The 12,295-nt window shown below is 61.4% G+C and carries 11 protein-coding genes and 6 pseudogenes; 10 read left to right on the top strand and 7 right to left on the bottom strand.

Going from position 1 to position 12,295, the window contains the following annotated elements; genetic code table 11:
* Positions 1–421: 421 nt before the first annotated feature.
* Positions 422–538, top strand: a pseudogene (locus tag ACWGTI_RS31410) (IS110 family transposase); the annotation flags it as partial.
* 260 nt (positions 539–798) lie between these two features.
* Here the strand turns inward: ACWGTI_RS31410 and queE are convergent.
* From queE to queC, 3 genes are read right to left on the bottom strand one after another with little or no spacing between them, the layout of a single operon-like run.
* Complete coding sequence (queE, locus tag ACWGTI_RS31405; RefSeq protein ID WP_454578880.1) at positions 799–1,530, bottom strand: 7-carboxy-7-deazaguanine synthase QueE; 732 nt, start codon at positions 1,528–1,530, stop codon at positions 799–801.
* A complete protein-coding gene (locus tag ACWGTI_RS31400) occupies positions 1,527–1,883 on the bottom strand; it encodes a 6-pyruvoyl trahydropterin synthase family protein (RefSeq protein WP_454578879.1) in 357 nt (118 codons plus the stop codon). The genes queE and ACWGTI_RS31400 overlap by 4 nt, the downstream gene beginning before the upstream one ends.
* Before the next feature lie 11 nt (positions 1,884–1,894).
* Positions 1,895–2,605 carry a 7-cyano-7-deazaguanine synthase QueC gene (gene queC, locus ACWGTI_RS31395; RefSeq protein ID WP_454590548.1) on the bottom strand — a complete coding sequence of 237 codons (711 nt, stop codon included), beginning with the start codon at positions 2,603–2,605 and terminating at the stop codon, positions 1,895–1,897.
* Positions 2,606–2,998: 393 nt separating this feature from the next.
* On the opposite strand from queC, the gene panB reads away from it, so the two are divergent.
* From panB to ACWGTI_RS31370, 5 genes and pseudogenes are all read left to right on the top strand, one after another.
* Positions 2,999–3,844 (top strand): 3-methyl-2-oxobutanoate hydroxymethyltransferase, encoded by an 846-nt coding sequence (gene panB, locus ACWGTI_RS31390; RefSeq protein ID WP_454590547.1) that lies wholly within the window; start codon positions 2,999–3,001, stop codon positions 3,842–3,844.
* Positions 3,841–3,954, top strand: a pseudogene (locus ACWGTI_RS31385) (pantoate--beta-alanine ligase); the annotation flags it as partial. The gene panB and the pseudogene ACWGTI_RS31385, both read left to right, overlap by 4 nt.
* 326 nt (positions 3,955–4,280) lie before the next feature.
* Entirely contained in the window at positions 4,281–5,933 is a 1,653-nt protein-coding gene (locus ACWGTI_RS31380; RefSeq protein WP_454578770.1) for an MFS transporter, read from the top strand.
* Positions 5,934–6,008: 75 nt separating this feature from the next.
* Positions 6,009–6,455: pseudogene (locus ACWGTI_RS31375) on the top strand (LLM class flavin-dependent oxidoreductase); the annotation flags it as partial.
* 226 nt (positions 6,456–6,681) lie between these two features.
* Complete coding sequence (locus ACWGTI_RS31370) at positions 6,682–6,948, top strand: hypothetical protein (RefSeq protein ID WP_454578771.1); 267 nt, start codon at positions 6,682–6,684, stop codon at positions 6,946–6,948.
* Between the two features lie 158 nt (positions 6,949–7,106).
* Here ACWGTI_RS31370 and ACWGTI_RS31365 read toward each other — a convergent pair whose 3' ends face one another.
* The 3 genes from ACWGTI_RS31365 to ACWGTI_RS31355 form a co-directional block, all read right to left on the bottom strand.
* The gene (locus ACWGTI_RS31365; protein WP_454578769.1) at positions 7,107–7,352 is read right to left on the bottom strand and encodes a DUF2285 domain-containing protein; all 246 of its coding nucleotides are present in this window, start codon (positions 7,350–7,352) and stop codon (positions 7,107–7,109) included.
* Positions 7,353–7,456: 104 nt separating this feature from the next.
* A complete protein-coding gene (locus ACWGTI_RS31360; protein WP_454578768.1) occupies positions 7,457–7,774 on the bottom strand; it encodes a type II toxin-antitoxin system RelE/ParE family toxin in 318 nt (105 codons plus the stop codon).
* Positions 7,761–8,039: a type II toxin-antitoxin system ParD family antitoxin gene (locus ACWGTI_RS31355; protein ID WP_454578767.1), complete on the bottom strand. Its 279-nt coding sequence runs from the start codon at positions 8,037–8,039 to the stop codon at positions 7,761–7,763. The genes ACWGTI_RS31360 and ACWGTI_RS31355 overlap by 14 nt, the downstream gene beginning before the upstream one ends.
* A 409-nt stretch (positions 8,040–8,448) precedes the next feature.
* Between ACWGTI_RS31355 and ACWGTI_RS31350 the strand changes: the two genes are divergently transcribed.
* The 4 genes and pseudogenes from ACWGTI_RS31350 to ACWGTI_RS31335 form a co-directional block, all read left to right on the top strand.
* Entirely contained in the window at positions 8,449–8,670 is a 222-nt protein-coding gene (locus tag ACWGTI_RS31350) for a hypothetical protein (protein WP_454578766.1), read from the top strand.
* Between the two features lie 9 nt (positions 8,671–8,679).
* Positions 8,680–8,964, top strand: coding sequence for a DUF2958 domain-containing protein (locus ACWGTI_RS31345; RefSeq protein WP_454578765.1), 285 nt, complete (start codon positions 8,680–8,682; stop codon positions 8,962–8,964).
* Positions 8,965–9,063: 99 nt separating this feature from the next.
* A pseudogene (locus tag ACWGTI_RS31340) lies at positions 9,064–9,936 on the top strand (site-specific integrase).
* Between the two features lie 10 nt (positions 9,937–9,946).
* Positions 9,947–10,904: pseudogene (locus ACWGTI_RS31335) on the top strand (IS91 family transposase); the annotation flags it as partial.
* Positions 10,905–12,033: 1,129 nt separating this feature from the next.
* Here the strand turns inward: ACWGTI_RS31335 and ACWGTI_RS31330 are convergent.
* Positions 12,034–12,295 (bottom strand): annotated as a pseudogene (locus ACWGTI_RS31330) (IS21 family transposase); the annotation flags it as partial.

The raw sequence follows: 12,295 nt of genomic DNA, 5'->3' as shown, positions 1-12,295 counted from the left end.
CCTGTTGCCCTACGTGCATGCCGGTATTCTGCCGTGCGAAGCCTGGCGCAGACGGGTTCAATTGCCGAGGATTGAACTGAGAACCATCCATACTGCTCTCCATCGAAAATATTGATTGCTCGCAAGTCTGCGCAGACAGGGTCAGATCAAAGCCTCAGCGGCGAATGGTTGAGTCAGACGCCAACGACACGCTATCGCAATCAGCTGTCGAGAAGCTGACCGGTCAGGAAAACCCGCGTCCACAGGCCTCCATTTTCTAACACGCCCGCTCGGTGCGGCGCGGCAATCAACGTGAGAGCGCGCGCTCTCCCAGATTGATGGTGTGGAACGGCCCGCTACCGACAGCATCTAAGTGCTAGAACGTGGTCGTTGCAAGCAACGCCACAAGGAAGGGAGCCGTTCCGTGAAGTAGGTTAGCACCATCGACGTGGATTTGGCCAAGAACGTTTTTCAAATTCATGGCGCCGACGCCGAGGGCGCGCCGATTTTCAATCGCAAACTGCGTCGAGCCGAGCTGCTAGGCTTTTTCGAAAAGCTTCCGCTCGACAACGAACGTGTCCTTGACAATCGAGAGACCGTGCCGACAGGAAAGCGGAAATCACACGACGGCCTGCGTGATAAGTCGAATCCCACCGTCGGAAAAGTTATGGCTCTGTCTGTCCTGCTGCAAGCCTTGCGGCTTCGGGCTGGAAAATGTTTTCCCGATTTGGCCGCGCCACCTCAAGGACCAAGTGAACATGGGTAACAAGGGCCCGTCTAAATCGACAAGCGTGCTGCCGGGGAATCAAGACGAAACCGTCAGACGCCGCGTCTGTTACCCCAGGCCAGCACATGCAACTGCGGCAGGACCGTTGCCGTGAACCAACCATCCGCCGTGACCTTGTCGACAAGCCAGCGGAAGCGCCGCATCAGATCGTCGATGTCGGCCTGTTCGCTGCCAAGGCCCGCATGGGAGATCAGCGGAGCAGGGTTGCCGACCTGCAGATAAACCGGCAGAACCGGATAGCGGCTCGCCATTAGCCGCGCGTAGCTGTAGTCGTCGTCGTCAAACACAGTCACCTTGACGACGCATCGCGTTCCGCTCTTTGCCGCCGCGACACAATCGTCGAGCGGCTGCCAGTCGGTCGCCATTCCCGAAGACGGCGGCTTCGGGCTAAGAACGAGCCAGTCGAGCGCGGCAAACCAAGGCTGCGAAACACTGCCTTGGGTCTCGAGGGCGAAGGTATGACCTTTCTGGTGACCCTGTTCGACGAGCGGAGCCAGAGGCTGCAGTGCAGGATTGCCCCCCGACAGCGAAACAAGCACCCGCGCGGAGTTGGACAGCCGCTCCACCTCCCTCAGGATCGCGGTCGGGGTCATCAGCGTCCAGTCTTCGCGGAACTCGGGCAGCACCGCATAAAGGGTATCGCACCAGCTGCAGCGGTAATCGCAACCGCCGGTGCGGACGAATACAGTTGGGCGGCCGATCAACGGACCTTCTCCCTGGACCGTCGGGCCGAAGATCTCGCTGATGCGGATACTCCCCTTCATGGACGGTATTCCGCCCACGTTTTCGGGGTCTCGCTGATGCGCACGGCCGCGACTTCTGGCCAGCGCTCACTGCACCAGTCGAAGAGCCACTTGGCAATGACCTCGCTAGTCGTCCGGTCATGTCCGAGGGCTTCGTTGAGGTGGCGATGATCCAAGGTGTTGTCGATGAGCGCCTTGAGCTCCGAAAGTTCGCGGTAATCGCGGACAAAGCCGACCGGATCAAGCTCGGCCGACTGCAACACGACCTCGACTTCGTAGTTGTGGCCGTGCAGCCGCGCGCAAGGATGCTCCGCCGGCAGTCCGCCGATCACATGTGAGGCCGAAAAGGCAAACCGTTTGGCGATGGTATACATGACTGCGCGTTCTATTGCCGTTGCGTTGCCTGGTATTCCTGGCAAGCTTCGATCCAGTAATCGGGGTCTTCGTAAGATGTTGGATCGTTTTGAGCAGCGAGGTGAAAGGCCTCGCGCCGCTCGACGCAGGTGCCGCAACGACCGCAATGATGAGCGCCGCCCTGGTAACACGACCAGGTTTCCGCAAAAGGCACGCCTAGTCGTGCGCCTTCACTGACAATGTCGGCTTTGCTCACTTGCAAGAACGGCGCGTAAAGGGCGATCCTCGCCAGTCCGTCCAGCGCGTGGCGCTGCATGGCCTCGAAGGCTTCGACAAAAGCCGGGCGGCAGTCCGGGTAGATGAAATGATCCCCGCCGTGGACCGCTGCCGCCACGGCATCGGCCTGTTCCGCCGCGGCTACACCAAAGGCGACCGCCAGCATGACTGCGTTGCGATTGGGTACGACGGTGACGCGCATGCTGTCTTCGGCATAGTGCCCCTCGGGGACCGGGCCGCCGCTGGTCAGCGCCGACCCGGTTAGCAGGCGGCCGACCGCGGTGATATCGACGACGTCGTGCGGCACGCCGAGGCGCACGGCGCAGCTGCGCGCGAAGTCCAGCTCCTTTTTATGGCGCTGACCGTAGTCAAACGACACGAGGCGGGTGAGGGCTCTTTCGGCTGCGACCTTGTAGGCGAGCGTGACGGAATCCAATCCGCCGGAACAGACAACGATAGTTTTCACCAAGCTTCCTTGTTTTTACCGGGTAGGCTGCGACCGGATCGGCTCACGTGCCGATAGACGCTTTGCAAATCACGCACGAATGAGCGCCATCCACCAAGCGGACAGAAAGCGCCGTCCGCTTCGAGGCGCAACGAATAAACAGTGTTGTGCCAATGTCAATGAGAAGTGCGCGGGCGAATGTCTTGGTGGCCCGCTTGACCGTTGCTGACTGGACGGATGCAGCGACTGAGGGGTCAGCGGCCAGGGAGACGCTTGCGGAACTGAGAATTGCTGTCCCGCCAAACTCCAAGAATGGCGTCGGCAAATGATTGTGCGCTGCAAATTCTCGCTTCGCAACTGCACAAAAATGTGGCACATGCTTCCATCCTCTGACGCAGGGGAAGGAGAAACCTGGTGAGCGCAACCGCAGGTTCGAAGGCATTGACCGTCCCGGAAATCGCGGCGCGGAAGGGCAAGTCGCCCCTTGTTTGCTTGACGGCCTATACTACGCCTGGCGCCAAGCTTGTCGACGGTCATTGCGACGTGGTGCTGGTCGGCGACAGCGTCGGCATGGTGTTGCACGGCATGTCGTCCACTGTTGGCGTCACGCTCGAAATGATGATCCTGCACGGTAAGGCGGTGCGGCGCGGACTTCATAGCGCCCTGATGGTCGTCGACATGCCCTTTGGCTCTTACGAGGAAAGCCCCGCGCAGGCCTTCCGCAACGCGGCCCATGTAATGGCCGAAACCGGCGCTGCGGGAGTAAAGCTCGAAGGCGGCGAAAGCGTCGCTGAGACAATACGGTTTTTGACCGCGCGTGGCATACCCGTGATGGGCCATGTCGGCCTGACGCCGCAGGCAGTCAATGCTTTTGGCGGGTATCACATTCAGGGACGAGGCGAGGATGCCGAACGGATCCTGCGCGATGCAACGGCGGTGGCCGAGGCTGGCGCATTCGCCGTCGTACTGGAGAAGATACCGGAAGCTCTTGCTCGGCTGATTACACAGGAAATTGCGATACCCACAATCGGTATCGGTGCATCGCCGGCCTGCGACGGTCAAATCTTGGTTGTCGATGACATGCTGGGCTTGTTTGGCGCTTTTCGGCCAAGATTTGTCAAACGCTATGCAGAGCTCGGAAAGGACGCCGAGGCAGCGATCGCGGCATACGCACACGAGGTGCGCGAGCGCTGCTTTCCGGCCGCCGATCACGTCTTCGGCCGTGAGCCGGACCCAGTCAGTGGAGGAGAAGGCGCATGAGCACCGCGATCGTCCGGATCGTCTCAGAATTGCGCAGCATCGTTGCCGCGTGGCGCCGCGAGGGCCTACGGATTGCCGTTGTGCCAACCATGGGCGCCCTTCATGAGGGAATGAAGCCAGCCACAGAACGCAATGAAAGTAGCATTCGAGCCCCCTCCATACGTCTCTCAAAGCGACGCGCGCATTACGCGCGTGATAGATACAATGGCCACCGCCCAAAACTTCCAGTAGTATGATCGATTGGCCGCTTAAGGCGCTTTGGTGATGGATGAACAGGTATTTCCACCAGAACGGTTCAGTTTTGGCTTTGAAGCAGCCATCGAAAATTACTTCGGCTCGGCACTTGTAATGCCCTGATCCTGCCACTCTCCACAGGCAAGTGCGCGAAGGAGAAATCTCCAACTAAACGTGTTCACGAACAGAAAGGGCTCGCCCAATGAGCAGGGTGGCGCACGCGGACGCGGATTCAGTTTCGTCGGCGACCTTTGCTCCGCTGGAGAACCCCACCTTTCGTGCGATATGGCTTGCCGCACAGGTGTCCAGCTTAGGCTGGCTGATGCAGACCGTTGCGATCAGCTGGCTGATGGCAACCATCTCCACCTCTGACGTGATGGTCGCTCTGGTGCAGACTTCCACGACGCTGCCTGTATTCATCCTGTCGATCTTCGCCGGGGCCATCGCCGACAATTTCAGCCGTCGCAATGTGATGGCGCTCGGCTGGTGCCTGATTGCGTTGTCATCGACGATGCTCACTGCTCTCGTGGGGCTCGGCTTTTACAATCCGTGGATGATCCTCGCCTTCAGCTGCCTGGCCGGTTGCGGTGCCGCTTTTACCGACCCCGCCTGGCACGCCTCGGTCGGCGACATCCTGCGAAAACGCGAAGTTCCGGCCGCGGTCACGCTGATCTCGGTCGGGTACAATGCCGTGCGAAGCATCGGTCCCGCGCTCGGCGGCATCGTCGTTGCCTCGTTCGGACCACTGACGGCTTTCGCCGTGGCGACGCTGACCTATCTGGCGATGCTGTGGGCCATTGGGCGCTGCAGATGGAATGGCCGCTCTTCGCCTCTTCCGCGGGAGCCCTTGACCACGGCCATTCATGACGGTGCGCGCTTCACGGCGCTGTCGTCAGAGATCAAGGCGGCAATCGCGCGCGGAACGCTTTTCGGCCTGACGAGCATCTCGATACTGGCGCTCTTGCCCCTGGTTGCCCGCGATCAGCTGGGAGGAGGTCCAATTGCTTATGGCATCCTGATGGCCGGGTTTGGGGCGGGCGCCTTGTGCGCCGGCATCTCCAACAACGTTCTTCGACGGTCGCTGTCGCAAGAGCGGCTGACGACACTGGCGTGCATCTCCTGCGCGGCGTGCTGCCTGGCGCTTGCATTCACGCCCTCGCTGGCGGTGGCGGCTATTGCCTTGGCGTTCGGCGGTGCTGGCTGGGTCGTCACCTGGACGGGGCTTGACGTCAGCGTGCAATTGTCGAGCCCACGCTGGGTCGTTGGTCGCGCGCTGTCGATCTACTCTGCCCTATCATCGGGTGGCATCGCGGCCGGCAGCTGGCTGTGGGGCATGGTGGCCGAGAACTATTCGCTCACGTTGGCGCTCGAAAGCTCCGCTGGCGCTCTCCTATTGGTTGCCGCCACCGGTTTCCTGCTGCCAATCCGTCAATGGAAAGAAACCGACCAGGATCCTTTTGGGTTTGAGGCGCCGCAGCTCGCGCTGGACCTGAAGTTAAGAAGCGGCCCCATCGTCGTCAAGATCGAGTACTCGATACCGGAGGCGAATATCGAAGCCTTCCTGGACCTGATGCGGGAACGCCGCCGGGTGCAAAGCGGCGTCGGCGCCCGGCACTGGAACCTGCAGCGCGATCTGCAGGAGCCGTTGTATTGGACAGAGACATTCCGCACCCCGACCTGGATGGACTACCTTCGCCTCAACCATCGCCTCACAGCGGCGGACAAGGAGCTGGATCAGCGGCTTCTCGAATTGCATGTGGGAGAGGTTCCACCTCGCACCAGGCTTTCGATTGAGCGTCCAACCGGAGCAAATCGCAGGCGCCATGAATCGACTGGCTTCTTTTTACGGCGTTGATCTCATCGACGCCTCCGAGAGAGGTGACTGATGGTCGAGCACTGGATTCCGGGCCTGGAGGCAACTGGCGGAGGCGCCGCGCGCGACATGGCTTCGCGCGTTTCGGACTGGTATTTCACCAACGGCAACACACCGGCCGAGATCACCAAGCAGGTCGACGATATCCAGGCCAAGGCCAAATCCAACGATCATTCGGTCAAGGTCGGCGTCAACGCCTTCGCCATCGTGCGCGAGACCGAGGAAGAGGACGCCATCTTCCAGATCATCCAGGTGGCGGTCGACACCGGCATCGCGCAGGCGGCGATCGACGAGACTGTGAACTTCGTGCGGACCAAGAGCCGCGCCTGCACCGCCATCGCCGACCGTGCCGCGCCGGGCCTCACCGTGATCGACGACTGGTCGAGCTTCGGCCAGCGCACGACGCTGTCGGGCACCGTCATCATCGACAACGTGAAAGTGCCGAAGACGCATCTGGTGCCCGGCTTCAAAGGCTACGACAAGCCGACCGCCGACGGCGCGCTGCACGATCCGGTACGCTGGAAATACGCGATCCTCGGCAAATCCCGCTGCACGCCTGGAGCTGATCGCGCCGTTCCGTCGAGGCCGGTCGGCGTCGACCAAGTTTCGCCAAGCGGCGGCCCGCGTCATCAGCATCGCGGCGAGGAAACCGGCACGTACAGGACGACCGTAAGAGCGGCGCCGCCAAAGAGCCTGGTTCGAAGGGCGGAAAGATGCGGCCGCGCAGGCGCTGCTGGCAAAGGCCGGCCATGCGATCGACCGGGCCGTTGCCGAGCCGACCGCCGAGACGGTTGTGCATGCCCAGATCGTCACCGCGGAATCGAAAATCCTGTCGACCGAGATCGCCATCGCCGCCACGAACAAGCTCTTCGAGCTGGCGGGCACGCGCTCGACGCTTGCCGAGCACAATCTCGACCGGCATTGGCGCAATGCCCGCACCCAGCACCGTCAATATGACGCCGGTGCGGCGTGCCGAGATCGCGAAGAAAGCGGCTAAAGCTCGCTTGGTCGTTTCGAGAGGTACTTCAAGCGTGCTGCAGGTCCTGCCACGCGCCAATTCGAAGATCCGGAGAGCCCGAGCCAGGCTGGGATGTCTGCAGTCGCGGTGCTGAGTTGGTGATGTAGACAAAATAGCTTGAAAGCTTGCGCAAGGCTTCAATGCGGTGCCCCGCCGGCGAGCAAATATTTGAAGCCGTTCGTCGTCATCCACCGCGAGATGCGTCTTCCAGGCCCGGAAAGCGCGTGCAGAACGATCTTGGCAACTTCCCGCCAATCGGCGTCCTCGGCGGCTGCATCGAGTAGGCGAATGTAGGTTAGCAGACGCTCTTCGTCATAGCCGGTAAGGACCGGAGAAGTTGGCGCCTCGTCGGCGACATCTGGGTCGAGCAGCGGCTGGAGCATTTTCCTATCTAACGATCGTCGTTGGCGGGGAAAGGGCCAATGCGGCATCCCTTGCAGCCGAGCCGCAACTGCGACGTCTCTATGCCGTCGTGAATCCGATACGACTATTCGGATTCATCGCTTCGATAGAGGGATTCGTAGTCCCTGCCGCCGTAGAAGATATTGGTGACTTCGGCAGTATCTCCTACCCGGTAGGCGATGAGCGCCGTTCGTTCGAAGGGGACCGTGCGCAAACCTGGCTCCAGATCGTCGCGCGGGCGGCCGCCATTGGGAACATTACCGATCTTTCGGCACCGTGCCATGATCCGTTGCACAAATCCCGACGCCACCACGTCGCTCTGGCTGGCCTCGGCGATAATTCGGTAAATGTCCTGTAAGTCGGAAATGGCCTGTGGTCGGTAGGTGACCTTAACGCGCCGCATGGCGCGCGGCTTTGCTTTCGCTTTCCATGAAGCGTGTCATTTCCGCTTCGGCCTCGTCCGCAGTCAGGCTCGGCCGTGGATCCTCGATCGACGCCTTGATCCGTGCGCGGAGAACCGCATTGATCGCTTCCTCTTCGCGGTCGAGGGCGCGCAACGCCGCCCGCATGACTTCACTGGCGGATTCGTAGGCACCTGAGGCCAACCGCGCGTCAACGCTTTGCTGCTGCTTACCGAGGGACACGGTGATGGGTTTGCTTGTTCGCAAGATTGAGCCTCTCGTTCATTCCCCTTATAGCATGCGTTAATTACACTGTCATACACATTCCTGACAGTGCTACCCGGTTGGCGTCCCGGGCCGAATCGCACTGTTGGTTCAGGGTGACCTTGCCAGGAGCGCGGTTGCTTCACAGCTGCCTTGGCCTTCATAGCCTTCCCCCCGTTGCGTGGTCCATCTGGGTTCACGGTCGATCGGCTGGCGAGCGGTCAGTCATTGCTTTCCCGCTGATGGGCTGTCCGGAGTGAATGACTGGTTCGTTATGGCCGGCGCTGCCGGCTTGTCCCGTTCCTGCCCGCTCCTTCGCCGCGCTCCCGAGTTGGGGACAAGCCAGCCATAGGCGTCGACCTCCTTTGGAACCGTCCTCCGGGACAGAAACCATCAACCAAAGGAAAACACCATGAAAGACAATCGCTACACCAAGCCGAAGAAAACCGAGGCGAACGGCCCGACCTACCACGCCTACACGGTGCGGGAAGCCAAGGCAGAAGGCCAGAAAGGCTTCTGGACGCGCATAGGCGCCTTCTTCGCCCACGAAGACGGTGAAGGCGGCACCCTTCTCCTCGAGGCGCTGCCGATCGATGGCCGCATCGTCCTTCGCACCCCGAAAACCGACGAGTAGGAGGTGACCATGCAGCTCTTAACCAGAGACCTGCGGGAACAGCTGCTGGCGAATGGTCGCCAGCAGCAGCCTCTCCGCGGCACGACCGGCGAAATCGACTTCGTCCCCGTCGTCAAACTGTTCACGCCGGACGCTGGCGCGACTTGGCTCCTTACTGAAATCGACCCGGATGACCCGGATATCGCCTTTGGTTTATGTTGTGCTCAACATAATCCGAATTGGACGAACACGCTCCGCGGGAGAGCTTCTGCACGGAGGTCGTTGATCGGGCGGAGGCGAAGCATCCTGGCATGATTGGCCGGACGTAATCGGCCGGGTTCATAGGGGCTTGCTTCAGGCAAGGTGACGCTGCTGCCCACGCGCAGCGTCACCTCAATGCCAAGGAGCCCTTTAATGACCCCGCTTCGGTTACGCATGATAAACGACATGCAGGTCCGCAATCTGTCGCCGCATACGCAGGACTCGTATCTGCTGCAGGTTTCGCAGTTTGCCCGCCATTTCGCGAAGTCGCCGGCCTTGATTGGGCCGGAAGATGTCCGCACCTATCAGATCTATCTGACGAATGAGAAGAAGCTCGCGCCGAAAGTGGGTACACGTGGCCGTTTCGGCGCTGCGTTTCCTGTACCGCGTCACACTCGGTTTCGAATGGGATTACGATCTCATCATTCCGTGCCCCAGGGTGCTCAAGACACTCGCCGTAATCCCCAGCCCCGAAGAGGTGCTGCACTTCCTCGGCTGTGTGGAAAGCCTGAAGCATCAGACGATCCTGACGACATGCTACGCCGCCGGTCTGCGCATTTCCGAAGCGGTGCACCTGAGACCGGAGGCCATCGACCGACAGCGGATGGTGCTGCGCGTCGAGCAGGGCAAGGGGCAGAAGGACCGTTACGTCATGCTCTCGGCGCGGTTGCTTGAGACGCTGACCGACTATTGGCGTGCCGTCCGGCCGAAGACGTGGATGTTTCCCGGCGCCATCCCCAACGAACCGATATCGACCAACGCGGTGCAGAACGCCTGCGGCAAGGCGCACCGGCTGTCGGGCCTGGGCAAGGCCGTGACACCGCATTCGTTGCGGCACGCCTTTGCCTGCCACCTGCTTGAGGCCGGCACCGACCTTCGTACCATCCAGCTCCTGCTCGGCCATCGCAGCCTGTCGACGACCGCGCAATATCTGCGGATCGCAACCTGCGCGGCGACGAGTCCGCTGGAGCTGTTGCCACGGCCGTGCCGAAGGCGGCGCCACCGCTACCACCTGAACATTTCTGACGGCCGTCCCATGGGGCGATCTGGTCCGGAGGTGGCGGATGTATTCCGCCGCTATGGTGCTGATTGGCGTGAGCCGCACGGCGCGTCGCTGTCGACCGAACGGCGTGCAGCCATGACGGCCATCGAGCGCTGCCGCACGGCGGCGCTCGATGGCCATGTCGAACAATGCGACCGATGCGGTGAGCGGCGGATCGCCTACAACAGCTGCCGTTCGCGCAACTGCCCTAAATGCCAGTCCCTGGCGCGCGCGGATTGGATTGAAGCACGGCACTCGGAGCTTCTCGACACGCAATACTTCCATGTCGTCTTCACCGTGCCCGACGAGATCGCAACGATCGCCTTCCAGAATCCCGCTACGGTCTACGACATCCTGTTCCGCGCGACCGCCGAGACGCTGCGCACCATCGCTGCGGATCCCCAGCATCTCGGTGCTCAGATCGGAATCTTCGCGGTGCTTCACACCTGGGGACAAAACCCCTCCAATAACCCCACCTCCACTGCGTCGTTCCGGGTGGCGGGCTGTCGCCGGACGGGAGCCGGTGGATAGAATGCCGTCCCCGCTTCTTCCTTCCGGTGGCTGTGCTCTCGCGGCTGTTTCGCCGGCTGTTCCTGGAAGACCTGCAGAAAGCCTTCACAGCCGGCAAGCTACGCTTCTTCTCGTCGCTGGCAGGGCTAAGCGACGCCGCTGCATTCCGGCGTCATCTGGATCGGGTGCGCCACATCAACTGGATGGTCTTCGCCAAGGCCCCCTTTGCCGGCGCCGAGCAGGTGCTGAACTATGTCGGACGCTACACGCACCGTGTAGCGATCGCCAACAGTCGCATCGTCGACATCGAAGATGGCAAGGTCCGTTTTCGGTGGAAAGACTATCGTGACGGCGATCGGCAAAAGGTGATGACGCTGGAGGCCGAGAGTTCATCCGGCGCTTCCTGGCCCACGTCCTGCCCGACGGGTTCAAACGCATTAGGGGCTAAGCCAGTCTTCCACGATCAAGCCCGCTGCCGGGGGGTTGGCAGCGGGCCGTTATGAAAACAGCGCAAGGGGGATTACGCTGCCTCCAATGCCGACATCGTTTCTGGGAGGAGTAGATGGTCGACAGCCCGAACATAGGGATCGCACAGCATATTGCAATGCGCGAAATCTGTCTGTGCGGGAAGCGTTGCTCCGGATCGCCCTTAGGCGTCCATATGTCGATGACAATTTCTCGTCGGAAAAGGCGTTTTTTCACTCAGAACGACCTTGGGCAGCACCCCCCGAAAAGCGCCCTGCGTGGCTGCCCTTTCCACAACAACGCGCGAACGCGCACGGTGCAAAATGCGCGACCGCTACTCGGAAGCCTGGGCCGATGGTTCACCGGGCTTGTTTGGGAAAGGCCTCACTGCTTCCCGATCATTTCGACGCTTGACTGTGCCTTGCATCGGGTCACGAAGGCCACACCTGGGGTGCGACGCGCAGCCATTACAAATGAAACCATTTTCGGATTGCCATCGTTAATCGGATCCCGATATCACATACCCGCGGTTCGGCCCGCTCTGTCCCATCAGGCGGTGCCCCCGGCGCGGATTGAGCAGACCGGGCTATCCTACGTGCTCGCTGAGGTTGAGAAGGCGATAGACGTGGAGCACGTCTCCAGTCGCCCTGAGGCGGCTTTCGACGTACCCCGCCATGCGCCTGCCTTGTGGTAGATCTGCGGGTAATCAGCGCCGCAGAAACATCCGGCGTATCACCGATCTCAACTGGCAAGTCCGGGCTCGGTGTCACGCTCCACTGACGGTGCGCGACCTGCATTATTGCATTGTCAGCGCATTCCGTCGACCTTTTCCCCAAACTCCCAGCGGCGCTCCGAAACGACCGTCGCGGATGTTCACGGGCCGCTTCTTTCTGTGCGGCCGCTGCCGTTCGCAGGTAACGATCTGCCGCAGCTGCGACCGGGGACAGCGCTACTGCGGGGAGGTCTGCGCCCGTGCTGCCCGCCGCGAGAGTGTGCGCGAGGCGGGGCGGCGTTATCAGCGCAGCCGCCGTGGACGCTTTTGCCCGGCAACCGCAGATCGGTCAACATCAGGGATAGGCGCGCGGCATCGACAGGATCATTGGGCCTCATGCCATGACCTCCCCGCGAGTGCCGATCAGCCTGTCGGTAATCGACCAGCTTGCCCAGATTGACGCTGACCTGCGGAACACTGGCCGGGTTCGGCGCAAAGCGGGCGCGCATGCCGTCAAGCGATGGCAGAGTTCCCACATTGAGGTCGCCCTGGATGGCGTGAGCGAGTGCGGCCTCGAGAGCCTCGACATTGCGCTCATGGGCCAGGCTCAGCAGTTCTACCGTCAGACGGCAGGCATCGCGCTCCGGCAGCGCCTC

This window comes from Mesorhizobium sp. ArgA1 (assembly GCF_053714375.1).
The sequence above is the reverse complement of the archived record's forward strand: the minus strand, read 5'-3'. Positions and strand labels throughout refer to the sequence as shown.